At 60.6% G+C, this 23,425-nt stretch carries 22 protein-coding genes; 8 read left to right on the top strand and 14 right to left on the bottom strand.

Translation table 11 applies throughout. The features are described from left to right. Positions 1-92 precede the first annotated feature (92 nt). On the bottom strand, positions 93-998 hold the full coding sequence (locus OA90_RS08960; RefSeq protein ID WP_068409584.1) for a DMT family transporter: 906 nt from the start codon (positions 996-998) through the stop codon (positions 93-95). A gap of 243 nt (positions 999-1,241) precedes the next feature. On the opposite strand from OA90_RS08960, the gene OA90_RS08955 reads away from it, so the two are divergent. Then, a complete protein-coding gene (locus OA90_RS08955) occupies positions 1,242-1,586 on the top strand; it encodes a methylated-DNA--[protein]-cysteine S-methyltransferase (RefSeq protein ID WP_208986045.1) in 345 nt (114 codons plus the stop codon). Positions 1,587-1,774: 188 nt separating this feature from the next. Here the strand turns inward: OA90_RS08955 and OA90_RS08950 are convergent, their stop codons facing one another. The 4 genes from OA90_RS08950 to OA90_RS08935 form a co-directional block, all read right to left on the bottom strand. Then, the gene (locus OA90_RS08950; RefSeq protein WP_068409580.1) at positions 1,775-2,053 is read right to left on the bottom strand and encodes a hypothetical protein; all 279 of its coding nucleotides are present in this window, start codon (positions 2,051-2,053) and stop codon (positions 1,775-1,777) included. 151 nt (positions 2,054-2,204) lie between these two features. Beyond that, positions 2,205-2,726, bottom strand: coding sequence for a MarR family winged helix-turn-helix transcriptional regulator (locus tag OA90_RS08945; RefSeq protein WP_068409578.1), 522 nt, complete (start codon positions 2,724-2,726; stop codon positions 2,205-2,207). Between the two features lie 329 nt (positions 2,727-3,055). Beyond that, a complete protein-coding gene (locus tag OA90_RS08940) occupies positions 3,056-4,204 on the bottom strand; it encodes an MFS transporter (protein ID WP_068409576.1) in 1,149 nt (382 codons plus the stop codon). Positions 4,205-4,313: 109 nt separating this feature from the next. Then, a complete protein-coding gene (locus tag OA90_RS08935; protein WP_068409573.1) occupies positions 4,314-5,312 on the bottom strand; it encodes a putative metalloprotease CJM1_0395 family protein in 999 nt (332 codons plus the stop codon). Between the two features lie 156 nt (positions 5,313-5,468). On the opposite strand from OA90_RS08935, the gene OA90_RS08930 reads away from it, so the two are divergent. Both OA90_RS08930 and OA90_RS08925 read left to right on the top strand, forming a co-directional pair. After that, entirely contained in the window at positions 5,469-6,272 is an 804-nt protein-coding gene (locus tag OA90_RS08930; RefSeq protein WP_068409571.1) for a creatininase family protein, read from the top strand. Between the two features lie 228 nt (positions 6,273-6,500). Then, entirely contained in the window at positions 6,501-7,439 is a 939-nt protein-coding gene (locus OA90_RS08925; protein WP_068409569.1) for a LysR substrate-binding domain-containing protein, read from the top strand. 42 nt (positions 7,440-7,481) lie between these two features. On the opposite strand, the gene OA90_RS08920 is transcribed toward OA90_RS08925, so the two are convergent. Further along, entirely contained in the window at positions 7,482-7,784 is a 303-nt protein-coding gene (locus OA90_RS08920; protein WP_068409567.1) for a helix-turn-helix transcriptional regulator, read from the bottom strand. A gap of 213 nt (positions 7,785-7,997) precedes the next feature. Here OA90_RS08920 and OA90_RS08915 point away from each other — a divergent pair, with 213 nt between their 5' ends. Next, a complete protein-coding gene (locus OA90_RS08915) occupies positions 7,998-9,437 on the top strand; it encodes a helix-turn-helix transcriptional regulator (protein WP_082836941.1) in 1,440 nt (479 codons plus the stop codon). A gap of 136 nt (positions 9,438-9,573) precedes the next feature. Here the strand turns inward: OA90_RS08915 and OA90_RS08910 are convergent, their stop codons facing one another. The 8 genes from OA90_RS08910 to OA90_RS08875 all read right to left on the bottom strand — a co-directional run bounded on the left by OA90_RS08910 (position 9,574) and on the right by OA90_RS08875 (position 18,366). Continuing rightward, positions 9,574-10,182 carry an HAD family phosphatase gene (locus OA90_RS08910; RefSeq protein ID WP_068409563.1) on the bottom strand — a complete coding sequence of 203 codons (609 nt, stop codon included), beginning with the start codon at positions 10,180-10,182 and terminating at the stop codon, positions 9,574-9,576. A 50-nt stretch (positions 10,183-10,232) separates the two neighbouring features. Next, on the bottom strand, positions 10,233-12,023 hold the full coding sequence (locus OA90_RS08905; RefSeq protein ID WP_068409561.1) for an ABC transporter ATP-binding protein: 1,791 nt from the start codon (positions 12,021-12,023) through the stop codon (positions 10,233-10,235). A gap of 66 nt (positions 12,024-12,089) precedes the next feature. Next, the gene (locus OA90_RS08900; protein ID WP_068409559.1) at positions 12,090-13,040 is read right to left on the bottom strand and encodes an acetamidase/formamidase family protein; all 951 of its coding nucleotides are present in this window, start codon (positions 13,038-13,040) and stop codon (positions 12,090-12,092) included. Beyond that, positions 13,030-14,652 (bottom strand): ABC transporter substrate-binding protein, encoded by a 1,623-nt coding sequence (locus tag OA90_RS08895; RefSeq protein ID WP_068409557.1) that lies wholly within the window; start codon positions 14,650-14,652, stop codon positions 13,030-13,032. The genes OA90_RS08900 and OA90_RS08895 overlap by 11 nt, the downstream gene beginning before the upstream one ends. 73 nt (positions 14,653-14,725) lie before the next feature. Continuing rightward, entirely contained in the window at positions 14,726-15,646 is a 921-nt protein-coding gene (locus OA90_RS08890) for an ABC transporter permease (protein ID WP_068409555.1), read from the bottom strand. A gap of 2 nt (positions 15,647-15,648) precedes the next feature. Next, a complete protein-coding gene (locus tag OA90_RS08885) occupies positions 15,649-16,551 on the bottom strand; it encodes an ABC transporter permease (protein WP_068409553.1) in 903 nt (300 codons plus the stop codon). Next, complete coding sequence (locus tag OA90_RS08880; protein ID WP_068409551.1) at positions 16,529-17,131, bottom strand: ANTAR domain-containing protein; 603 nt, start codon at positions 17,129-17,131, stop codon at positions 16,529-16,531. Before OA90_RS08880 ends, OA90_RS08885 begins: the two co-directional genes overlap by 23 nt. Then, positions 17,128-18,366, bottom strand: coding sequence for a transporter substrate-binding domain-containing protein (locus tag OA90_RS08875; RefSeq protein WP_068409549.1), 1,239 nt, complete (start codon positions 18,364-18,366; stop codon positions 17,128-17,130). Before OA90_RS08875 ends, OA90_RS08880 begins: the two co-directional genes overlap by 4 nt. A gap of 729 nt (positions 18,367-19,095) precedes the next feature. Between OA90_RS08875 and OA90_RS08870 the strand changes: the two genes are divergently transcribed. Genes OA90_RS08870 through OA90_RS08855 form a run of 4 tightly spaced genes read left to right on the top strand, consistent with a single transcriptional unit; the run spans position 19,096 to position 23,425 of the window. Next, a complete protein-coding gene (locus OA90_RS08870) occupies positions 19,096-19,779 on the top strand; it encodes an FCD domain-containing protein (protein ID WP_244274571.1) in 684 nt (227 codons plus the stop codon). Next, positions 19,763-20,791 carry an ABC transporter ATP-binding protein gene (locus tag OA90_RS08865; protein WP_068409545.1) on the top strand — a complete coding sequence of 343 codons (1,029 nt, stop codon included), beginning with the start codon at positions 19,763-19,765 and terminating at the stop codon, positions 20,789-20,791. Before OA90_RS08870 ends, OA90_RS08865 begins: the two co-directional genes overlap by 17 nt. Next, the gene (locus OA90_RS08860) at positions 20,788-21,927 is read left to right on the top strand and encodes a dipeptide ABC transporter ATP-binding protein (RefSeq protein ID WP_068409543.1); all 1,140 of its coding nucleotides are present in this window, start codon (positions 20,788-20,790) and stop codon (positions 21,925-21,927) included. Before OA90_RS08865 ends, OA90_RS08860 begins: the two co-directional genes overlap by 4 nt. Continuing rightward, entirely contained in the window at positions 21,920-23,425 is a 1,506-nt protein-coding gene (locus OA90_RS08855; protein ID WP_068409541.1) for an ABC transporter substrate-binding protein, read from the top strand. Before OA90_RS08860 ends, OA90_RS08855 begins: the two co-directional genes overlap by 8 nt.

The following is a 23,425-nucleotide window of genomic DNA, read 5'->3' as shown; positions in this document are numbered from 1 at the left end:
CGCCCCTCCACCGGATTCCGCTCTCTTCACGCCGGATTGAAACTCGGCTTCCAGACAGGCCCGGAAACAGTCCGATATCTGGTGGCTGTGCTCTAAATGCCCTTCACCCGCTCCCGGTAAAGGATGTAGAGGCCGGATCCGACCACGATGGCGGCTCCTAGGAGCGTACTGAGCGTGGGAACATCGGCAAAGACCAGATAGCCCAGCGCAATCATCCAGACGATCTGACTGTAGATGAAGGGTGCCAGCACCGGTGCGGGGGCGATCCGGTGCGCCATGATAAACACGAAATGCCCGCCCGCACCGAGCGCTCCGGTGGCCAGCAACAGACCCCAGGTCAAGATGTCCTGCGGCGTCTCCCAGACCGACAGGCCAACCGGGGTCATGGCGACGGTCGCAACAAGACCGGAAATGATCAGCATGCCCGCGGAACCGTCCGTGGCGGTCAATTGGCGGGTAAAAAGCGCGTAGAGCGCGTAGGTGCACATGGCAGCGACCGAATAGATAGCGGCCCAATGCATGCCCCCCACCCCCGGCTGGGTGACGACCAGCACGCCGATGAAACCGACAATGATCGCGCACCAGCGCCGGATACCCGCCCATTCCCCCAGCAGCGGCCCGGCAAGAGCAGTGATCACGAAAGGCGTGGCGAACATGATGGACATGGTTTCGGCGAGCTGCAGGTAGCGCACGGCGAGAAAATTCAGGATCGTCGTGGAGAGCAGGCAGGCCGCGCGCACGAGCTGCAGCACCGGTCGTCCCGTCTTCAGAAGCGAAGGCGTCTTCCACACACGGAACAGCACAATCGCAATGACGGTATGGCTGAGAAACCGTATCCAGACAATCTGCAGGGTCGGCAGGCTGGCCGAAAGATATTTGGCGATGGCATCCAGCACAGCAAAACACAGGCAGGCCAGAACAATGAGGCTTATCCCGACCAGGGGCACCACGGGAACGTGGCCTCCGGCGGGAAAGTGTTTCTGATTATCCTGCGCCATCGGCGGCGGGCCTTTCCCCTGAATTCATCCATTGATGAAAGGATACGAAACCGGAGTGTTCCGGCCGAGATTCACCGGTTGAGGCAAGTCCGGCCGTGCCCTACGTTGTCCGCAGGCCAAGCGGAGACGAATATGCCTGTCGCAGAAATTCAAACATGGCTGGGGCGCCTGTCGATTCATGAAACTGACGGCGCAATCACCCAGATACAATGGAATGGGCCTCCAGGCCAAGAAGAAACATCTTTGCTGAAAGAGGCCGGACGGCAAGTGCTGGCCTATCTCGACGGCCGCCTGGAGAATTTCGACCTGCCGCTTACTCCAAAGGGCGGCGAACTGCATCAGGCCGTCTTCAAGGCGATGCTGGCAATTCCCTACGGACAGACCAGAACCTACGGCGATCTGGCCCGCGATCTCGACACATATGGTCAGCCGATCGGCCAGGCCTGCGGCGCCAACCCGATTCCCATTGTCATCCCCTGTCACCGCATCCTTTCGGCGAACGGGCTGGGCGGCTATTCCGGCGCCGGAGGCACAGACACCAAGATCGCCCTCCTGAAGCTGGAGGGTGGATTTCCGTTTCTGCTCTGATTCAACCTCCCGCTGCAGCGCGGGGAAGGCGCTGGCGGAAAACGTCCTTTGCAGCAGGTCACAGGGCGGGAAGGCCTCGGCAAGTTCCGGTGCCTCACCAAGAAACGCACCCCTAGCAGAAAGGTTCCCGCAGGCGCCGTTTTCACCCCAGCGCGGCTCTCAATCGAGAGAAAGTCAGGGGGTCTGATCTAAAAAACAGCAAATCCCGCAATGGCCACGACCACGGCAAGGACACACCAGATCAGAAAATTGTCCAGGTGCGGCCGGCGCGCTTTCACCTCCCCCCAAGAAGGGGCCGTGGCGGCGGGCTTTTGTCCGAAATACAGACGGCCACTACTGTGCGCTCGGCCCACGGAGGCCCGTCTGAAGGAGGTGTCGGAGACATGCCGGAACCGGCGGCGCAACTCTTCCGCGCGCCGGGCACCGCGTTCTTCATTGATCCTCGGGGACATTCTGTTCTCGCTCATGCAACTCTAACCTTGTTCCTGCGAGGCAGATGGTTGCGGAGCCCAGAAATTGCAAATGAGCGTTTTGTAATGTTTCCGGCCGGAAGGATATGAAGGAGACGGTCACACCACTGTCACGAATGTCATGCCGGCAGGGCAACAGGGACAGGTATCAAGCGGCAGTAAGCTCTTTTTCCTTGCCCTTCCCGTCCTCGGTTTCCTCGTCCGTATCGAAATCGGATTCGTGCTCCGGGTCGTCGTCAACGGCAATCGCCAGGTTCTTTTCCACCTGGCGCAAAAGCTTGCGCAGCTTCTTGCGGTCCTTGTCGTCGAGGCCTGACATCGCCTCTCGTTCCAGCCGCTTCCAGGACTTGTCCACGGACACCACCAGTTCCCGCCCGGTTTCCGTCAGGAAAACCCTCGCGAGCCGGCCGTCCGTATCGGAGACCTGACGGCGCACGAAGCCCTGAGCGGAAAGACGGGTGACCATCTTGGTCACGGTGGGCGGCTGCACACCGAGCGCCAGGGCAAGCTGGCTCATTGTACGCCCGTCACCGTCTGCCAGCACTTTCAGCACGAGTTCCTGTCCGGGATGCAGGCCGATTCGCATCAGGTGTGCGCCGGACCTGGCTCTCTGTGCCTTCGCAGCCTGAACCAGACGAAACGTTATACTTTTCTTGTAGTTGAAAGCCATCAAATCACACCTGTTTTCAACTTGATTCGAATTAACCCAGCTCCCATTCAGCGCACCCTAGCGGACTTATTTAACCGTCGAATGACACTGGGAAATTTTCACAACAAAATTTTGTTCAATGACCTTTTGGTACTGATTATTCGCCGGAAAACAGGTTTCCCGGCTTAGCCTGCCTGACAGAAAACGCCTGTTTGTTGAAGTCAGCCAGCATCGCAATGCTCCCGCCCGTTCGTCTGAAGCCTGGAGCCGCGTTTCCCAAGCCGCCTCAGGATCGTCGGACAGGACGCCCCGTGTGGCTCAACAGTCTCGAGTTGCTTTCGAAGAGTGACTCAATTTTGTCGCGGGGACTTCAGGGCACCGGCCAGAAACGGCAGCGCCAGTGTCAACAGAGCGACAGCGCCGAAGGAGGCTCTGAGTGACAGGGCATCGCCGACAAAGCCGAGCAAGGGTGGACCGAGCAGAAACGCCCCGTAGCCGAGCGTGGCGACCGCAGCCAGTGCGGAGCCCTTGGACATATGCGGATCGCTCGCGGCGCGGGACATGGCAAGCGGAAACATGACGGCATAACCGATCCCCATGATGAAGCACCCTGTCCAGACGACCCAGATATTGAGTCCGGAAACCAGAAGCAGGCAGCCGAGAAAGGCAACAATGCCGCTCATCCGGGCAACCCGCACGGGGCCGTATCTTGCAATGACCCTGTCACCGGCAAGCCGCATGACGACCATCGCGATGGAAAAGACAGTGAAGGCCGTCGGCGCGATGGAGTCCGAGTAACCAAGGTCGTCGATCTGATAGAGCGCCGCCCAGTCGGTGATCGCGCCTTCGCCGAATGCGCCCACAAGTGCGATCAGTCCGGCGAGCACCAGGGCGCCTTTCGGCAGAGCGAAGAGCGGCGCCTTGCCACCCTCTCCGGTGATCACCTCCACCTGAGGCCAGGGCTGACGCCAGAACCAGACAAGGAAAGGAACCGTGATTGCCGCCCACAGGCCGAAATGCCAGGGCAGGTTGAGCCCGAACTCGATCGCCAGACCTCCGGTCGCTGCCGAGACGCCTGCACCCAGGCTGTAAAGACCGTGAAACGAGGTCATCACGGGCCGTCCGAGGCTTGTCTCCACTTCGGCTCCCCAGCCGTTCATGGAGACATCCAGCGCGCCGATGCAAAAGCCGGAAACGAACATCGCGACGGCCAGCAACAAGGTCGTGGGCGCAAACCCGATCGTCGTGAAACTGACGACGATCGCCACCGAAAAAATCTTTGTCGCCGGAGCCGCCCCAAGCCGGTCGATGAGAACCCCGGTGAAGGGAAAGGCGACGAACGCACCGCTTGCCATGACGAGAAGAAGCAGTCCGAAACCGCCTTCATCCAGCCCCGTCGCGGACTTCACGTCCGGGATACGTGAAGCCCACAGGCCGATTGACGACCCGCACATGAAAAAGATCGCCGAAACAACGCGGCGGGCGGCAATTGCTTGCATAACTTGACCAGAATTTGAAACGACGCGGAGCGGCGCCCTGTGCGTCACCTGCCCGGAAGGGGAAATGACTTTGTGTCACGCATGAACGGGTTTCTCAAGCAGCGTTCTGTCAGGCAACGAATATTGCGGCAAGAGACCCGGCGTCCTTGCTGCGGTCGAGCGCAGACTGATAGGCGGAAATGGCATCTGTGCCGCTGACGCGCGCGTCGCCGGTCTCTCCGGAAGTCCCATCCGGCGCCAGCCGGGACGACTCTGCGGAGGTCTCGGTGCCAGAAGAGGGCTCTGCTTTGGCGGCAACGCTTCCCGGACCTTCGGCAGCGGGCGCGCCCTCAGCGCTCTCGTCGCCACTGGCCGTCTCTTCCGCCTGCATCTGACGGCGCTCGGCCTGAGCTTCAGCCAGCTGCGAGCGCGCCTGTTGCGCGACCTTCAGGTCTTGAGGGGAGGGTTCGGCGGGTGCGGTTGCGGCGCGGATGACCGTCTGCATCTTCCGGATGGTTGCTTCCGGAGTCCGTTCCCTGGATGTGTCGATCTGCACTTCGCCGCCCACGGCATACCGTTTGCCGTCCGGTCCCTGCTGGAACGTGTAGCTGGGCGGACCGGCGTGGGCGCCACCAGCGCGGGCATGCGCCTGCTCATGAGCCCGGACCTCCCGGTCCCGCTGTGACAGCTCATCAACCTGCTTTTCTTCAGCCTCGTTCAGACCGTCGCCGTCTTGATCTTCTTCTTCGTCCTGTGGAGCTTCAAGTGCGTTGCTCGCAACGTTTCCCCCGCCGGACAAGGCGTTGGTCCCGGCATCCGGAGTGGAAGCTACCTCCTCACCTGCCTTGGCATCTCCCGACGCATCGACCACCTCACGGGAAGCATCTCTCCGACGCTTTCCATTGGCTTCGGCCGCATCCGCATCCTGAAGCGCGAGAACGGCTTCGGAGGTCAGAACCGGGCTGCTGGCTGCCCTCAGTGCGACGGCCCCGGGAGCCGCAAGACTTTCGCGCGCACGGCCTTCTGCCCGCGCCGAAGACACTTCTCCGGAATCAGGTTCAGCAACGCCCGCAACACCGCTGTTTCTCAACTGGGCTGCCGGCATGTTCGACAAAAGCGCACCGATCATGGCACGGATTGTCCCCGCAACAAGTCAGTAAAGTCTGAACATCATCCCCAAACACCGATCATATGTGCGTGATTGGCCGGATGCCGGCCAGCTCTTGCCTGCCCCGCCGGGGTATGCAAAGAGGGCGCAGACACCAACCCGGACAGGAACATAATGATGCTGCCCAAGCGTTTCTGGCATGAAATGACGACAGTCGATTTCAACGACCCGGCCCGGGAAGACTGGATCGCCGTTCTACCGGTTGCGGCGATCGAGCAGCACGGCCCCCACTTGCCGCTCTTTACCGACACCGCCATCGCGCAGGGCCAGATCCGCCGCGTTGTGGAGCTCCTGCCCGAGGACTTGCCGGTAACATTTCTTCCCGTTCAGGCGGTGGGAAAGTCGGACGAACATATCCACTCGCCCGGCACATTGACCCTGTCCTGGGAAACGGTCACCCGCTGCTGGCTGGAGATCGGCGAAAGCGTCTCCAGAGCAGGCATCCGCAAGCTGGTGCTGATCAACTCCCACGGCGGCAATGTGCCGGTCCTCGATATCGTGGCCCGCGACCTACGAGTGAAACACGGCATGTTCGTGACGGCAACGAACTGGCTCCGCTTCGGTCAGCCGGAAGGTCTTTATCCGCAAGAGGAATTCACCTACGGCATACATGGCGGTGACGTGGAGACATCGCTGATGCTGCATTTGCACCCCGAGCTCGTACGCATGGACTTGACGAAGGATTTTCTCTCCGAACAGCAGAAGTTTCTGAAGGAATTCAAGCATCTTCGCGGCCACGGAAAAGCACAGTTCGGCTGGTTGGCCCAGGACCTGAACCCTGCAGGAGCGCTTGGCAATGCGGCAGGAGCAACAGCCGAAAAAGGCAGGCTGTCTCTCGATCATGCCGCCAGGGAGTTCATCGAGTTGATCCGGGACGTGAGTACCTTTGATCTTGACCGACTCTGGAAACCATTCGCGTAAAACGGGAAAATACAGAAAAATACATCAAAAAAGTTTATTTTTATTGACTGCGCGACAAGACACTCCAAGATGGATTCGCCATTTTATATGAGAATGCTTTCAGTAAAATTCAGTCTAGTAGAAATAACAATTACGCTAATCAGAGCCTAAAACCGCAGTAGTTGACCCACTGCAAATTAAGGGCCACATTGATTCAAATATAAATTGGGGAGCGGTTCTCGAGGAACCATGAATCTTTCAATCCGGCAACTGGCCACCTTTCGCGAAGTCATGAGAAGCGGTTCGATTTCTGAAGCAGCTCGTACGCTTGGCCGGACGCAGCCCGCAGTCAGTTCGACGATCGCCGGGCTTGAAACCGAACTGGAATTGAAACTTTTCATGCGCGAGCAGGGCCGGCTGGTTCCCACCCCGGAAGCAGAGTTCTTTCTGGAGGAAGCCGAAGCGATCCTGAAGCGTCTGGAGATTTCCAAACGCACCCTGCGCGGCCTCGCCAATCGCGAACACGGCCAGCTACGCATCGCCGGCATCCCGGAAGCAGCGGCCGATTTCCTGCCCAACAGCCTGTCGCAGTTCATCGCCGACAAACCCAGCGTCAAGGTCGCCCTTGCAAGCAAGACGTCCGCCGAGATCGAGGAATTGATCGCGGCCCAGCAGTTCGATATCGGCTTCACGGAGACGCCGCGCGCTCGCAACTCTTTCGACCAGATCGATTTCGACCTGGAATGCATGTGCGCCATTCCGGCAACGGATCCGCTGGCCTCGAGAGAGGTCATCACACCGGCGGAACTCGACGGCTACCCCCTGGCACTGATGCATGCAGAGCACCGCAGCCACAAGCAGACTCTCGCCAGGTTCAGGGACGCAGGCGTGCAGTTCAACCAGCGCTTCGAGCTGCAAACCGCGCTGCCGGGACTGCATTTCGTCCAGGCTGGGCTTTGCGCCCTGATCTGCGACATGATAACCGCCTACAAGGCACAGGAAATGGGCCGGCTCGGCATGGGCCCGCCGATGATCGTCTTCAGACCCTTCCGCCCGCGTATTCAGAACAGCCTGTCGATCCTGACCCCGACGCATCGCCCGATTTCGATTGTGGCCAAGGATTTCTGCGACTTCCTGTCTTCTGAAGTCACACGCATCCACACAGCGATGATCAAGCGGGGAACGTGAGGCGGAAAACGCGTTCCGGCTCCGGTGACCAGGGACCGGCCGTCAGACCGCTGCGTTTCTGAAAATCGCGCTGTTCGCAGCAACAATCGCCACGGCGTTGGTCCGATTTTTCGCTCCGAGCCGGGTAATTGCGTTGCGGATATGCACCTTGATGGTCGCTATGGAGATGTCCAGTTCATAGGCGATCTGCTTGTTCACCATTCCCTCGCACAACAAGAGCATGACTTCGAGCTGACGCGGTGTCATGGCATCGCACAGGTTGATCGGCCAGCGGGCGTTTCCTGCGACGGGTTCGCTCTGACCTTTCAGGCCAGCACGAGCGTCGAGAGCAAAATGAGCGGTCATGGCTTCCTCCCGGATTGGTTCTGAGGTGTATGCCGGGACCATTCACCAGCAAGGCACTTTTGTAAAATGTAAAAACGCATACTGCGTATTGCTAATAATTAGCATATAGAGCATTCTGCATGCGCAGGAGGACGAAAAAAGGCTGACCTCAACAGAGGTTAGAGGAAGGCCCGTCATGCGCGGAAGCCCACCGGACAGATGGGGGATGGTGTCTTGAACAAGAAACTCTATTCAGGCCACACGCTGCGGCAGATCAGATCGGAGTTCGGTCTGTCCCAGGGAGAGTTCGCCAGAAAGGTCGGCCTGTCGACCGCCTACGTCAACCAGATCGAAAACAACAACAGGCCGGTCACGGCATCGGTCCTCCTGTCCATCAACCGCATCTTCGGAACCGATCTGGCAGCCTTCGAGAAGAACGATCTCGACCGGGTCGTTCGGGACCTGCAGGAAATCTTCGCCGACACAAGGTTCCACAGTTCTGCCATCGGCAAGCAGGAACTGCATGAACTGGTCACCCGCGCGCCTGGAATAACCAAGGCCATCATGGATCTTTACGGCAACCTTCGCGGTTTTCAGGATCGCGACGCCATCGAAGACGAACTGGTGCACATGAGCGGTGCGGGAGAAGCCGGCGCTTCATTCAGAAAATCCGCCTACGACGAGGTTCGCGACTATTTTCATTACATCGACAACTATGTCGACTCCCTCGACCGGGCGGCGGAAAAACTGTGTTACGAAATCGGTCTGCCGAACAGCGCCTCGAAATTCGACAGCCTGACTCACTGGCTGCAGCAGCGCTTCAAGATCACGGTAGAACAACATCCCGACTACCAGGGAACCCTTATTCGCCAGGAAGATTATACGCGCCGGATTTCCGTCTATCGCGCCATTCCGAAATCGGCCAAGAATTTCCTCCTCGGTTCGTTCATCGCCGAACTCTGCGTGAAGGATGTCATCTCCGGGGAAGTAGAACGGGCGAAGTTCAAGACCCAATCCGCACAGAGCATCGCCAGACTTGCTCTTCGGAACTATTTCGCGGGTGCCCTGCTGCTGCCCTATGACGACTTCCTGCGCGCCGCCACCAGATGCCGTCACGACATTCAATTGCTGTCGAATCTGACGGACGCCAGCATCGAGACCGTCTGTCACCGCTTGTCGACCCTGCAGCGACCGGGCGCGAACGGTTTACCGTTCTATTTCGTCAAGATTGACCGCGCCGGCAATGTCGTCAAAAGACACAGCGCCACCCGCTTCCAGTTCGCCAGGTTCGGCGGATCCTGCCCGCGCTGGAATGTTCATCAGGCTTTCGAGCAGAACTCGAACAAGTTCACCGCACAAATCGCGCAGATGCCCGATGGCGTGAACTACCTGTGCATGGCCACCAGCGTCACCAAACATCAGCCCGACTATCCCACCGGAGAGCGCAGATACGCGCTCGGAATCGGCTGCGAAGTCAAATATGCCGACGCCATTGTCTATGCCGACGGTCTCGATGTTGAAAGCAACTCGCCCCCCGAGCCGATTGGCGTGAACTGCCGGATCTGCCCGAGGGACAATTGCGACCAGCGCGCCTTCCCGGCAATCGACAAGGATCCTTTCATCGAACCCGGACGGCGCGGGATCGTGCCTTACCGGGTGGCTCCATCGGATTGAGCGGAACCGCGCGGCTGTCGGTCCATCGAAGGCGCGAGAGCATCCGTGCGACGCGCTTTCCGGCCTCCCCGGCTGCACCGGATTCGATCCGCGATCTTTCCGGCTCGGAGAAACCTTCAAGAACGGAGAAAATGCGTCAGAACGTTGCGGCCTCATCGGCAATCAGGGCGTTCACATCGATGACACGCATTTCCGCGTTCCGGGCCGCCTGTATGCCCTGTCGGCTGTCTTCGAAGACCAGACAGTCCGCCGGAGCCGTGCCCAGCCGGTGCGCGGCTTCCAGGAACAGATCGGGTGCCGGTTTCGCGTTGGCGACGTCATCCATCGTCACGACGGTATGAAAGAGCGGCATCAATCCGGCACTTTCAAGTGAGGCGGTGACTATCTCCCTGGGGCCACCGGAAGCAACCGCCATTGGTTTTTGCCCTTCAAACCGTCGGGCGATGCCGGCCACGGCGGAAATCTCACGCACCGCACCGATCCGCTGCAGAACGGCCGAGCGCATGGCCAGAACGACATGCTCCCAGTCGAGGATCACGGACCGCTCCTTCTCGAACTCATCGAGCAGAACGTGTTCGGACATGCCTGCCCGCTCGTGGTACCAGCCGGCGGCCATGTCCTGCCCTGCGGATGCGAACGCTGCCTGCCAGGCTCCCGCATAGAGATCCGGCGTGGCAAGCAATGTGCCGTCGCAGTCGAAGATCAAGGCCTGCGCCGTCTCCAGAAGGTCATCCAATGCCGTCATGTCAGCGGTCTCCAAAGTCCCGCTATTGTAGGCTTTTTCAGGTTGGCCGTTCAATCATGAAGTGTCTCCGCAACCAGATGCTTTTCGCCGACATCATTATAGCGCACCCTGCTGACGGATTGTCCGAGGGGCAGCACGGGCGAGGGAATTTCACCGGCTGGCACATCGAAGACGGCCCGCCGCTTTTTCGGGTCCGGAATGGGCACCGCTTTCAGAAGACGCCGCGTGTATTCATGCTGCGGATTTTCGAAGACCTGCCGCCGTGTGCCGGTCTCCACAATCTGGCCGAGATACATCACGGCGATCCGGTGGGAGATCTTTTCCACCACGGCCATGTCGTGCGAAATGAAGAGATAGGACAGTCCGAGCTCCTCCTGCAGTTCCTGCAGCAGGTCCAGCACACGCGCCTGCACGGAAACGTCGAGCGCCGAAACGCTTTCGTCGGCAATGATCACCTTTGGCGACAGCGCAAGCGCCCTGGCTATGCAGATACGCTGACGCTGTCCGCCGGAGAACTCGTGCGGATGGCGGGCCAGTACGTCGGCGGGAAGCCCCACACGCTCGAAAAGCGAAGCGACACGGTCCTTGAGGTCCTGTCCTTTCGCCAACCCGTGAATGACAAGCGGCTCGCCGACAATGTCGCCGACAGTCATGCGCGGGTCGAGCGAGGCATAGGGATCCTGGAAGATCATCTGCATGTCCCGGCGCAGGCGCTTCTGCATAGCCGCGCCGCCGACACCTGCGTGGCGTCCCGCCACCCGGATTGAGCCTTCCCAGGGCACAAGGTTCAGGAGCGCCTTGCCGATGGTGGATTTTCCGCAGCCGCTTTCCCCGACCAGCCCAAGGGTCTCCCCGGGGTCAAGGTGAAGGCAAACACCCTCGACCGCATGGACGCGGGAAGTGACCCGGTTGAGAAGTCCGCCGTGCAGATCGAAGCGGACGACGAGGTCCTCCACCTCAAGAACCGGCGGCTGCGCCTGAAGCCCCGCCTTGGGCGCGCTGTCGAGACCGGCCATGGCACCCAGCTTCGGAACCGCATCCAGCAGCCGGCGCGTATAGGGATCAGACGGCCGCTCGAAGACATCCGCGACTTCGCCACGCTCAACGATGCTGCCGTTGTTCATCACGATCACCCTGTCCGCCATTTCGGCGACCACCCCCATGTCATGGGTGATCATGATGACGGCCGTTCCGAAGTCGCGCTGCAGGTCCCGGATGAGCTGCAGGATCTGCGCCTGGATTGTCACGTCGAGGGCTGTCGTCGGTTCATCGGCGATGAGGATCTTCGGATTGCAGGCGAGCGCCATGGCGATCATCACCCGCTGTCGCATGCCGCCGGACAGTTCATGCGGATACTGACGCAGACGGCGGCGGGGCTCCGCGAGCCGCACCGACTCAAGCATCGTCAGGGCGATCTTTTCCGCCTTCGACCGCGAAACGTCCTGATGCGCAAGGATAGCCTCGCGCAATTGCCGCCCAATGGTCAGAACCGGGTTCAGCGACGTCATCGGCTCCTGAAAGATCATCGCGATGTCGCCGCCGCGAATGCGGCGCAATTCATCTTCGCGGATCTTCGTCAGGTCCCGGCCCTCAAACAGCACCTCTCCACCCGAAACCCGGGCCATCCGTTCCGGCAGCAACCCCATGATCGACAGCGCGGTGATGGATTTTCCGGAACCGGACTCTCCGGCGATACACAGCGTTTCCCCCCGCCGCAGATCGAAGGAGAGGTTGCTCACCACGGCCCTTGCTCCGGTTGGCGTGGCAACGTCGGTGCAAAGCCCCCGGACGGAAAGAACGACGCCGTCGGAGGACGCGCAGGGATCTGGCGATGTGGACACTCTGTTCACTCTGGTATCGGGCTTGATAAGGCGGGCGGCAGTCGTATGACCACCGCCCGGATGTGACTACTGGAGCACGACCTTCGGGAAATAGAAGGACACGACCCAGTTCGGAGCATCGACGATTTCCGAGATCCTCAGATCGCCGCACACCGAACACAGCATGTAGGCATCAACCGCACTGTATCCGTGGCGGGCGCACAGGAGATCGATCATGTTCGACACGGCCGCCTGAGCGCCCGCGAAGAGATCGGTACCGATCCCGGTCGTAACCTCATAGCCCATTTCATCCAGATGCCGGGTGACAGGGCCCGGCGTCTCGAAACGCGGCATCTTCAGGTCCGCGCCCTTGATGAGATCCAGTTCGATCACCGTGTTCATCGGACTCTCGATGGCCGTGCCACAGACTTCGCCGTCGCCCTGAGCGGCATGAGTATCGCCGATGGAAAACAGCGCACCCGCGACCTCGATCGGCAGATAAAGCGTCGTTCCGGCGGCAAGGTCGCGGATATCCATGTTTCCACCGACGCGCCGCGGGGGCACGATGGAATGCAGTCCAGCCTCCGCCGGCGCGACGCCGATCGTCCCGGCGAAGGGTTTGAGCGGCACCTTTCCGAAAGGAGCGAAGGCGGACGTGACCGGCTTGTCCTTGTCATAGGACCAGATGTGCAGCGCCGGATCCTTGAACTGATCTGCCAGCAGACCGAAGCCAGGAATGTTGGCGGTCCAACCGAAACCGGATGGCTTGAACTCATGGATCTTCACGACCAGTGCATCGCCCGGCTCGGCCCCATCCACACGGATGGGGCCATTGACCGGGTTGATCTTGCCGAAATCCAGGTCCGCAACATCCTGGACGGTGCTCTCCGGCGTCAGTTGCCCCGCGGAACTGTCGAGGCACTCGAATTCGAGCACCGTACCGGGAGCCACCGTCTCGGCCGGGGCAAACGAATTGTCCCAGCCGAAGTGATGCTGTGCCGCGTGGATGGTGTAAGCGGCCTTGCAGTTACTGCACATCTTTCGCCCATACATAATCGTAGTTGACGGGAATATGGACCGGATCGACGAAGATGGCGTCAGGACCACCCAGCCGCTCGGACCGCATTGTGAAACGCTGTTCATGGAAGACCGGTGCCCAGGCCGCGTCATCCATTACCGCGATGAAGATCTTGCGCCAGGCTTCCTCGCGCTCGGCCTTCTGGGACGGGTCCGTCATGCTGTCGGCGGCCGTTGCCAGCGCGTCCAGCTCCTCGTTGCAGTACCAGGACCAGTTCCAGCCTCCCTTGACCGCGCCGGCGCAGCCGAGAATCGGGCCGTAGAAGTTGGACGGATCCGGGAAGTCGGCGATCCAGGCCATGCCGCCGGACCAGATCATCGGCGCCTGATCGGGTTCGCCGCCGGCTGCGATGACATTGGCCTGGGCCAGCGCCTTGATTTCAGCCTTGATGCCGATGGCGGCGAGATCCGCCTGGATGGCCTGGGCGATACGGGGGTTCGGATCGGTGTTGTAGACGTAGAGTTCCGTCTCGAAACCGTCGCCGACGCCAGCCTCGGCCAGAAGTGCTTTTGCGGCCTCCGGATCGTAAGCATAGCCTTCGTAGTTGGTGTCGTAGCCCGGCATGGTCGGCGGCAGCGGCTGGTTGGCCGGAACGGCGCGGCCGTTGATGATGCGCACGATGCGATCCTTGTTGATCGCCATGTTGACGGCCTTGCGCACTTCCGGCTTGTCGAAAGGCGGCATCTTCACATTCATGGTGACATAACCGGTGTGCAGCTGCCCCCCCTCGATGATCAGGTCCTTGTATTGCGGATCCTCTGCGACCTCGAGGAACTTCGCCGGCGGAATGCCGTCGCCCGGAATATCGGCCTCGCCGCGCTGCAGGCGCAAAAGGGCGACAATCGGCTCCTGGCCGACCTCGAAGGTGATCTCGTCGAGCTTCGGCACACCGGCGCGCCAGTAGTCGTCGTTGCGCTTGAACACCAGCCGCTGTCCGAGGGTCCACTCTTCCAGCGAAAACGCGCCACTGCCGACCGGGTGCTTGCCGAAATCGGCGCCCCATTCCTCTACGGCTTCCTTGGGAACGATGGACGAGAAGTTGATCGCCATCACGTGCAGGAACGTCGCGTCCGGGCGGGACAGTTCGATCTTCACCGTATAGGGGTCGACCACCGTCACCCCTTCAAGGCTGTCGGCGTCGCCGGCGGCGACGGCGTCAAAGCCCTTGATGGAGCCGAAGAAACCGGCGCCCGGGCTCTGGGTCTCGGGATTGGTAACCCGGTCGAGCGAGTATTTGACATCTTCCGCAGTCAACTCGCGGCCATTGTGGAACTTGACACCCTCGCGCAGCTTGAAGGTGAAGACCTTGCCGTCGTCGGAAATCGTGTAGTCCTCGGCAAGGTCGTTCATCAGGTTGGTCGTGCCCGGTTCGTAGTCCATCAGACCGTCGAACAGGCTCTTGATCATCGACCAGTTCTGCCAGTCATAACCGATTGCCGGATCGAGCGTGGAGACATCGTCCTTGTAGGTGACGATCATCGACCCACCCTGTTTGATGTCATCCGCCTGCGCGGGTGTGAGAGCCGTGGCGGCAAGAAGGGCGGCAGCCCCTGCCAGAAGTGTTCTATTCATGATCAAACCTCCAGGTTAAGGTGATTCAGCCGGTCCGCTCTTTCGGTGGATTTCCCGGCATTCTTTCCGCGCATCAGCGCAGCTTGATCCTCGGATCAATCAGGGGCACGATCAGGTCGGCGAGGAAGTTTCCGAGAACGATCGCGAATGCGGAGACGAGCGTTACGCCCATAATGATCGGGATGTCGACGCGCTGGATGGCCTGCCAGGCGAGCTGTCCGATGCCCGGCCATCCGAAAACGCTTTCCACCACGACGATGCCACTCATGAACAGGCCGATATCGATGCCGATCATCGCGATCACCGGCAGCAGCGCGTTCGGCATGGCATGGCCGAACAGCACCTGCCAGCGCTTCAGCCCCTTGGCCCGCGCCGTGCGGATGAAGTCCTGGCGCAGCACATCGATCATCGACGAGCGCATCATGCGCGAATACCAGCCGGCGCCCAGCAGACCGAGCGTCAGCGACGGCAGGACCATGTGCCGGAATGTCCCGTAACCACCGATCGGAAACCACCCGAGCTGCACCGAGAACACATAGAGAAGCAGGATGCCGATCACGAATTGCGGCGAGGAAACGCCGACGAAGGAAAGCACCATGAGGCTTGTATCCGTCGCCGTGTTGCGGCGAAGAGCTGCAACGATTCCCATTGTCAGGCCGATGGCAAGTTCGCAGATGATCGCGCCCGCCATCAGCAGGAGAGTGGCGGGCAGGCGTGAGCGGATCAGCTCGCCGACTTCCGTCTTCTGCAGATAGGACCGCCCGAGATCGCCCTGCAAAAGGCCCGTCAGATAGCGGAAATACTGCTGGTAGAACGGCAGGTTGAGACCCAGTTGCTCGCGGATGTTCTCCACCGTCTGCGCCGTTGCGCTGCGGCCTGCGATCTGGCGCGCCGGATCCGCCGGGATCAGGTACAAGAGGATGAATGTCAGGAACGAAATCCCGAGCAGGATGAGCAACGATTGCAGGACGCGCCGCAGGACATATCCACCCATGATCAGTGCCTCCCCTTCTGGGTCGGATCAAGCACTTCCCGCAAGCTGTCGCCCAGGAGATTGAAGCCCAGCGCCAGGGCGATAATCGCGAAGCCGGGGAAGAACACCAGCCAGGGAGCGGAGGTGAAATAGGTCTGGTTCTCGTAGATGATGTTGCCCCAGGAAGGAGTCGGCGGCTGCACGCCGATGCCCAGATAGCTGAGCGTTGCCTCCAGAAGCACGGTCGTGGAAATGCCGACCGTGCCGAAGACCACGATGGAGGACAAAAGGTGCGGCAGAATGTGACGGAACAGGATGCGGAACAGCCCCGCTCCCATGGCCCGCTCGGCGAGAATGAACTCCCGCTCCGAAAGCGACCTGGTTTCCGTATAGACGACACGCGCCATCTGCACCCAGTTCACCATGGCGATGACCATGGCGACGATCCATAGCGAAGGCTGGAAGATCGCCGCCAGGGTGATCGCCAGAAGAAGCGCCGGAAAAGCCATCATCAGGTCGGTGAACCGCATGAGCAGCGTCTCCACCCAGCCGCGGAAGAAGCCTGCGAGAATGCCGACGAAAGCCCCGACCACCACGGCAATACCGTTTGCCACGATCCCGATGATGAGCGACGTTCTGGCTCCGTAGATCAGCCGCGACAACAGATCCCGGCCGAGAAGATCCGTGCCGAGCCAGAACCTTTCGCCTGGCGGCAGTGGCGCGCCTTCCAGTGTCAGGCCCTCAAAGAACTGTTCTTCCGGATTGAAAGGCGCGACCAGCGGCGCGAACAGGGCTGCCCCGACGATGATCCCGATCACGACCATGGCAAAAAGTGCCAGCTTTCTGCGAACCAGTCTCCACAAAACACCTCGCGGCAGATCGGTGGCGGCAACCGGAAGGAGTTCAGGCTTCGCGTCGGCCGTCATTCTCCCCTCCCGCACGCTCGATCAGATCCCTGGCCACGGCCTCAATGGTCTGGCGGCTCTTCATCGCCATGTCCTGCAGCAGACGGTAGGCCGTTTCCGCATCGCCGTCCTGATGCTGCATGAGCAGAAGGATGGCCTCCGCGACCTGCGGTCGGCAGGCAAGCCGTGCCTCCAGTGTGGCGATGCGCTCCTCGGAGGCGCGGCGCATGGTAAAGGTCCGCTGCGCGACGACCAGCGCGCCATAAACACCGCTTGACGTGACCGGCTTGTTGAGATGGGCGATGGCCCCGCGCCGGATCGCCCATTCGACGCGTCCCGGCGCTTCGGTTCCCATCAGGGCGATCATCGGCATTGGATGGGCATCGGCCGGCCACGGAAACTGGGCATCATGGCCAGCATCTGCATCGAATATGAGAAGGTCTGCCTGTTCGGCCCCAGCCGGCAGTTCCGGCCACGCGGTCGAAATCTCCACACCGAGACGGTCAAGCTGACGGCACACAGCGTCACGGTCCGTATGCGGTTTGTGCAGGATGCTGGCGGACCAGCCTCGGAAACTGGGGGTGCGGAACAGATTGCTCATGACGACACCAGCCTCAGCTTCGAGGCGTTGCCGGCCACCGGAGCGGACATCCGCGCAGAGCCCGCCGGGCGACCTGCGGCGCCCGTGTCCAGCGGATCGTAGTGAACGAGATAGGGATCCGGGGCCAGAGGTCCAGGCGTCTTTTCGACGATGCGAAAGCGCGATCGCCCAGCCGCACCATCGCCCGAATGGCCGCACGTCTCTGCCACCGCGATCAACGGCAGCAGGTGAGCATGCTGGGTTTGCGGATCGATGCGGATCTCCCTGAGAGGCGTCTTGTGGGGTTGACGGCAAAGCTCCGCCAGCACGTCGTCCGGATGATCGCTCCCGCAAGCTTCGATCGCCCGCGCCAGGAGCCAGACCGCCTCATACGGCCCGACGAACATGGAGGAGATCGCCCTCTCCGGACCACGCATTCCTTCAAGACGTGCGCGAAGGGCAGCGTTTTCCGGTGTTTCCAGCGTTTCGAAATAAGTCGAGGTGGAAATCAGTCCATCCGCCGCAGCGCCCAGAACCGGCAGTTCCGCCTCGGTCAGGTTGCAGCTCAGGATCGGACAGCGACCCGGCGCGAAGGCGGACTCTTCGCCAGCCAGTTCCTTCATGGCGCGAAGAAACGCATAGCTGCTGACGCCGATCAGGTTGTTGAAGATGAAAGAAGGCCGCTTTTCGCGAATTTCCGCGATCAGATGAACGATATTCTCGTCACCGATCGCGACATATCTCTCGCCGAGTACCTCGCCGTCGCAACCAGCCAGAAGTTCGCGGGCGATACGGTTGGTTTCCCAGCCCCAGATATAGTTGGAACCGATCAGAAAGGCATCGCGTCCGTATTCCGGCACGATGTGGCGAAAGAGCGGAACAACCCCCTGGTTCGGACAGGCCCCCGTATAGACGACCCTGTCATGGCTCTCGAAGCCCTCATAGGGCGTCGTATACCAGAGCAGTCCGCGTCCGCGCTCCAGAACCGGAAGCACTTCCTTGCGGCTGGACGAGGTCTGGGTGCCGACAATGTGGCGGCATCCGGCTTCACGCATCAACCGGTCAGCCTCGACGGCATAGTTCTCAGCCAGGCCTGCAGGCTCGCCGTCAACCCTCAGGAAGCGGAAATCGAACTGCCCGGACGCGTTGATTTCGTCGATAGCGATGCGGGCACCCCAATAGGCTTCCTGGCCGATCACGGAATAGGATCCGGATTTCGAAAACAGGACGCCGACCGGAATCTCCCTCAAAGCCATGTTCACCTTCAACTCCACCAGTCCGACACTTCGAGAACGCGCAATTACGGCCGGGCACAAAAAAACCCCGACCCGCAGGTATCAGCTGCGACAGATCGGGGCGCGGTTGCCATGCGGCTGAACGAATGCCGCTATGTCCATCGGAGGATTGCCGAAGACAAAACTCTTGTCAATTGCGCCATCGCCCAAAGATCCGGCACGCCCAAAACATCACCACTCGCATTTCCCGTCACAGGATATCTGAAGCGAACCAATCAACTGGTTATCGCCTTTCCTTGCCCAGAGGGCTCAGGACCGAACAACCATCTTGAAATACATAGACTATTCCTACCGCTCGGTCAGAATATTTTGGACATTTTACTGAAATTTTCGAAATTTCCTTGCGCGCTCGCGTTGATAATCTCGACCGTTAGGTGACCGATTAAAATTTGTTCCATCGCACAAATTTCAAGCAACACCAGACACCTCTCGAAAAACCGGAGAGCTACGGACTTACCAAGTCGGAAAAATATTTCTCTTAAAACAAGTCATTAGGGCAAGTTCATTGCGACAAAACGGTTGAACTTCGCCTAAGGAATTCAGTTGAGGCAAAGGCAAACACGCCACCGGAAGCCTCATCGTGGAGGGTTGCGCGCCGAAGATTTCCCAACAATACTGACACCAATTCAAATTGGTTCGGATTGGTGTGGCATGAACGAAACGGAAAAGCCTTCTCAGCGGAATTCCAGCATGGCTCTAGAGCGGCTCAGGATCATCGTCGATCAGCTGACGGCCGAAGGAGCCGAGCAGGTTCCCACCGAGCGCGAGCTGTCCGAAACCATCGGCGTCGGCCGCAGGGCGGTGCGACGTGCACTGGAAGTGCTTGAAACAGAGGGCAAAATCTGGCGGAGACAGGGTGCGGGAACGTTCATCGGGAGCGAACCCGCCCACCCGGAAAAGCAGATCCTTTCCCTGCACGAGAATTCCAACATGCTCGAAGTGATGGAAGTCCGGCTGCAGATAGAACCCGTCCTTGCCCGTCTCGCGGCCCTGCGGGCCAATTCGGCGGATATCGCCGCCATGCGCGAGGTTGCCGGCCGCCTCGGAAAGGCCGAGGACATGGATGGCCGGGAACTCTGGGACAGCGCCCTGCACCGGGCCATCGCGCGCGCCGCCAAGAACGCACTGTTCCTGGCGCTGTTCGATGTCGTCGACCGGGTCCGGCAGGATGCGGCCTGGCGCCATGTGCGCGAAGCGCTCAGGACCAGTGACGCGATGACGCTCTACAAGTCCCAGCATGTCGATATCATCAAGGCCATTGAGAATCGCGACCCGGTCTCAGCGGAAAAAGCCATGCGCAGCCATCTTCTGGCCCTCCAGCAGCGCCTTCTCTACCAGAACGTGACAGAGGTGGCCGATGTCGAAGGTCACTGACCCGAACGTCACTCCCGTTCTCATCGTCGAAAATCTCGCGCTCCGCTTCAAGGGCGCCCCCGCCAACATCATCGACGGTATTTCCTTCGCTGTCTGCCCGGGCGAGACCCTGTGTATCGTCGGCGAGAGCGGTTGCGGCAAGTCGGTCACCGCCCTGTCCCTCATGGGGTTGCTGCCCCGGTCCGTCGCACAGGTCATGTCCGGCACAGCCATGTTCGGTGATCGCGATCTGCTTGAGCTGTCGCAACGCGCCATGGCGGATCTTCGCGGCAATACGATCTCGATGATTTTTCAGGAGCCGATGACCTCGCTCAATCCCTCCTACAGGATCGGAGATCAGATTGCCGAGGTCGTGCTGCGCCATAAGCATGTGACCCGGGCCGAGGCGCGGCAGCGCGCGCTGCAGATGCTGGATCGGGTGAAGATCCCCGCCGCATCCAGCCGGCTGGACGACTATCCGCACGAGCTTTCCGGCGGCATGCGCCAGCGGGTCATGATCGCCATGGCTCTTGCGAATGATCCGGCGGTGCTGATCGCAGATGAGCCGACCACTGCGCTGGACGTTACGATCCAGGCCCAGATCATCGATCTGGTCGAGGAGCTTCAGAAGGAAACCGGGACGGCTCTCGTCATGATCACCCACGACCTGGGCGTTGTCGCGGAAATCGCCGACAGGGTCTGCGTCATGTATGCCGGCCACATGGTTGAGGACGGTCCGGTGGCCTCCATCTTCGACGATCCCCAGCACCCCTATACGATCGGCCTGATGAGCTCCGTTCCTTCCGTCGGTCCGCGCTCCGGCAGGCTTGCGACGATCGGTGGCATGGTACCGGCGATCGATCAAATGCCTTCGGGATGCCGCTTCACGCCCCGGTGCCCCTTCGCACAGGCGAATTGCGAGATCTCGACACCGCCGCTTGACGAACTCGGCCCTTCCCACCGGGCCGCCTGCCATTACGCCCCGCTGGAGACGATGTTCCCCGAGACCGTGCTCCAGGAGGCCGGATCATGAGGCTGCCGACCCGCGACAGGATCATCGAGACGCGCTCAGCCACAAAGCGGTTTGCCAGCAGCAAGGGCCTGTTCGGCCGCTCTGTGTCCGTCGGCGCCGTCAACGAGGTGTCCCTGGACATCCGGCGCGGGGAAACTTTCTCGATTGTCGGCGAAAGCGGCTGCGGAAAGTCCACACTTGCCCGTCTGCTGGTGCGGCTGCTGCCGGCATCCGAGGGCGCGGTGCTCTACGAGGGCAATGACATCTCGTCTCTTTCAGAACCGGAGATGCGCCGCCTGCGCAAGGATCTTCAGTTCGTCTTCCAGGACCCGTTTTCCTCGCTCAATCCGCGCATGACCGTCGGCGCGCTGATCGAGGAGCCGATGAAGGTTCACACGTCGCTTTCGCGCAAGGAACGGCGCCTGAAAGTGGCGGATCTTTTGAAAAAGGTCGGCCTCCGCGCGGCTTTCGCCAACCGCTATCCGCATGAGTTTTCCGGCGGCCAGCGCCAGCGTATCGGCATCGCGCGGGCCCTGGCCAGCGGCCCGAAGGTGATTGTCGGCGACGAACCGGTCTCCGCCCTCGACGTCTCCGTGCAGGCCCAGGTCATCAATCTTCTGGAGGACCTGAAGGCCGAATTCGACCTGACGCTGATCCTGATTGCCCATGATCTCGCGGTCATCCGGCACATGAGCGACCGCATCGCCGTGATGTATCTCGGTGAAATCGTCGAACTGGCGCCCAATGACCCGTTGTACGACAAACCGCTGCATCCCTATACGCAGGCGCTGATGCGGGCAATCCCGATTGCCTCGCCCCATGGCCGGTCCATGGACGTTTCCCTGACAGGCGACGTGCCCTCGCCGCTCGCCCCTCCGTCAGGCTGCCGCTTTCACCCCCGCTGCCCACATGCGACCAGCCTGTGCGGCACGGAAAAACCCGCGCTGACCGACGTTGCCAACGCGCGGATGGTCGCCTGCCATCATTGGGAGAAAATCGCCGAGAATTCGCAAGGCTCCGTCCGAGAGCCGCCAAGGAGCGAAAACGCGGAGAAGCGTTTCGCGCTGTTTCGCGAAATAAGTCAACGACAAGAGCCGGTCACGGCCGCAACAGAAACTCAAATCAAGCTTTCCGAGAGGAGTCACAACAATGCGTAAGCAATTCCTGGCAGCGCTGCTGCTGAGCGCGACAACCCTGGCAACGGCGGCCCATGCCGCCGATCTGCGCATCGGCCTTCAGGACGATGCCGATGTGCTCGATCCCGATCAGTCCCGGACGTTCGTCGGTCGCATCGTCTATGCGTCGCTGTGCGACAAACTGGTCGACATCACACCGGATCTCGAAATCATTCCGCAGCTCGCGACCGGCTGGAGCTGGTCCGATGACGGCAAGGTCCTGACCATGGACCTGCGCGACGGCGTCACTTTCCATGACGGCACGCCGTTCGATGCCGAGGCCGTCAAGGCCAATATCGAGCGTTCGAAAACCCTGCCGGAAAGCCGCCGCAAGAGCGAAGTCAAGTCCATCGACTCCGTTGAGGTCTCCGGACCGTTGCAGGTCAAAATCAATCTGACAGCCCCGGACGCGACGCTGCTTGCCCAGTTCGCCGACCGCTCGGGCATGATGATGTCACCGACCGCCGCAGCCGCCGCCGGAGTGGATTTCGGCAACAACCCGGTCTGCTCGGGCCCGTTCAAATTCGTGGAGCGCGTCCAGCAGGACCGCATCGTGCTCGGTAAATACGACGGCTACTGGAACGCGGATGCCATCAACTTCGACACGGTGACCTTCTTGCCGATCCCGGACACCACCGTGCGTCTGGCCAACCTGCGCTCCGGCGATCTGGACATGCTTGAGCGGTTGGCGGCCACCGATGTCGCTTCCGTCAAGGACGATGCGGATCTGTCCTACGCCGAGGCCGTCAGCCTCGGTTATCAGGGCATCACGGTGAACATCAACAACGGCGACAAGGGTGACAACCCGTTCGGCAACGATCCGAAGATCCGTCAGGCCTTCAGCCTGTCGCTCGATCGGGACGCCATCAACCAGGTGGTTTTCGAAGGCGCATTCGCGCCGGGCAATCAGCCGTTCCCGCCGACCAGCCCCTGGTACGATCAGGACTATCCGATTCAGGCCCGCGACGTGGAAAAAGCCAAGGAGCTCCTGAAGGAAGCAGGCTATGACAGCCTCGATGTGGAGATCCAGGTCGCCAACAACCCGGTTCAGACCCAGATGATGCAGGTGGTGCAGTCGATGGCCGCTGAAGCCGGCTTCAACGTCAAGCTGAAGACGATGGAATTCGCCAGCCTTCTGGCGGACCAGTCGGCCGGCAATTACCAGGGCAGCCAGGTCGGCTGGTCGGGCCGTGTCGATCCTGACGGCAACATCCACCAGTTCATGACCTGCGAGGGCGGCATCAACGATTCAAAGGTCTGCATTCCGGAAGTCGACAAGCTCCTGGATGAAGCCCGCACGAGCACCGACAATGCCACCCGAAAGGCCAAATACGACGCGGCGCGCGACATCCTGATCGAGGAATTGCCGATCATCTATCTCTATCACGTAACCTGGATCTGGGCGCTTTCCGAGAAGCTGGAAGGCTTCACACCCTATCCGGACGGCATGATCCGCCTCGAGAACGTCAAGTTCAAATAA

The organism is Labrenzia sp. OB1, from assembly GCF_001624695.1.
Lineage (GTDB): Bacteria > Pseudomonadota > Alphaproteobacteria > Rhizobiales > Stappiaceae > Roseibium.
This window is presented reverse-complemented; position numbering and strand designations above follow the sequence as displayed.

What these genes read in the sequence shown, in the direction of transcription:
- OA90_RS08920 (WP_068409567.1), bottom strand. Translation starts at nt 7,784, where the DNA reads ATGACCGCTCATTTTGCTCTCGACGCTCGTGCTGGCCTGAAAGGTCAG.
- OA90_RS08875 (WP_068409549.1), bottom strand. Translation starts at nt 18,366, where the DNA reads ATGGCTTTGAGGGAGATTCCGGTCGGCGTCCTGTTTTCGAAATCCGGA.
- OA90_RS08870 (WP_244274571.1), top strand. Translation starts at nt 19,096, where the DNA reads ATGGCTCTAGAGCGGCTCAGGATCATCGTCGATCAGCTGACGGCCGAA.
- OA90_RS08925 (WP_068409569.1), top strand. Translation starts at nt 6,501, where the DNA reads ATGAATCTTTCAATCCGGCAACTGGCCACCTTTCGCGAAGTCATGAGA.
- OA90_RS08865 (WP_068409545.1), top strand. Translation starts at nt 19,763, where the DNA reads ATGTCGAAGGTCACTGACCCGAACGTCACTCCCGTTCTCATCGTCGAA.
- OA90_RS08885 (WP_068409553.1), bottom strand. Translation starts at nt 16,551, where the DNA reads ATGACGGCCGACGCGAAGCCTGAACTCCTTCCGGTTGCCGCCACCGAT.
- OA90_RS08935 (WP_068409573.1), bottom strand. Translation starts at nt 5,312, where the DNA reads ATGATCGGTGCGCTTTTGTCGAACATGCCGGCAGCCCAGTTGAGAAAC.
- OA90_RS08940 (WP_068409576.1), bottom strand. Translation starts at nt 4,204, where the DNA reads ATGCAAGCAATTGCCGCCCGCCGCGTTGTTTCGGCGATCTTTTTCATG.
- OA90_RS08855 (WP_068409541.1), top strand. Translation starts at nt 21,920, where the DNA reads ATGCGTAAGCAATTCCTGGCAGCGCTGCTGCTGAGCGCGACAACCCTG.
- OA90_RS08945 (WP_068409578.1), bottom strand. Translation starts at nt 2,726, where the DNA reads ATGGCTTTCAACTACAAGAAAAGTATAACGTTTCGTCTGGTTCAGGCT.
- OA90_RS08930 (WP_068409571.1), top strand. Translation starts at nt 5,469, where the DNA reads ATGCTGCCCAAGCGTTTCTGGCATGAAATGACGACAGTCGATTTCAAC.
- OA90_RS08880 (WP_068409551.1), bottom strand. Translation starts at nt 17,131, where the DNA reads ATGAGCAATCTGTTCCGCACCCCCAGTTTCCGAGGCTGGTCCGCCAGC.
- OA90_RS08960 (WP_068409584.1), bottom strand. Translation starts at nt 998, where the DNA reads ATGGCGCAGGATAATCAGAAACACTTTCCCGCCGGAGGCCACGTTCCC.
- OA90_RS08900 (WP_068409559.1), bottom strand. Translation starts at nt 13,040, where the DNA reads ATGTGCAGTAACTGCAAGGCCGCTTACACCATCCACGCGGCACAGCAT.
- OA90_RS08950 (WP_068409580.1), bottom strand. Translation starts at nt 2,053, where the DNA reads ATGAGCGAGAACAGAATGTCCCCGAGGATCAATGAAGAACGCGGTGCC.
- OA90_RS08895 (WP_068409557.1), bottom strand. Translation starts at nt 14,652, where the DNA reads ATGAATAGAACACTTCTGGCAGGGGCTGCCGCCCTTCTTGCCGCCACG.
- OA90_RS08910 (WP_068409563.1), bottom strand. Translation starts at nt 10,182, where the DNA reads ATGACGGCATTGGATGACCTTCTGGAGACGGCGCAGGCCTTGATCTTC.
- OA90_RS08890 (WP_068409555.1), bottom strand. Translation starts at nt 15,646, where the DNA reads ATGGGTGGATATGTCCTGCGGCGCGTCCTGCAATCGTTGCTCATCCTG.
- OA90_RS08860 (WP_068409543.1), top strand. Translation starts at nt 20,788, where the DNA reads ATGAGGCTGCCGACCCGCGACAGGATCATCGAGACGCGCTCAGCCACA.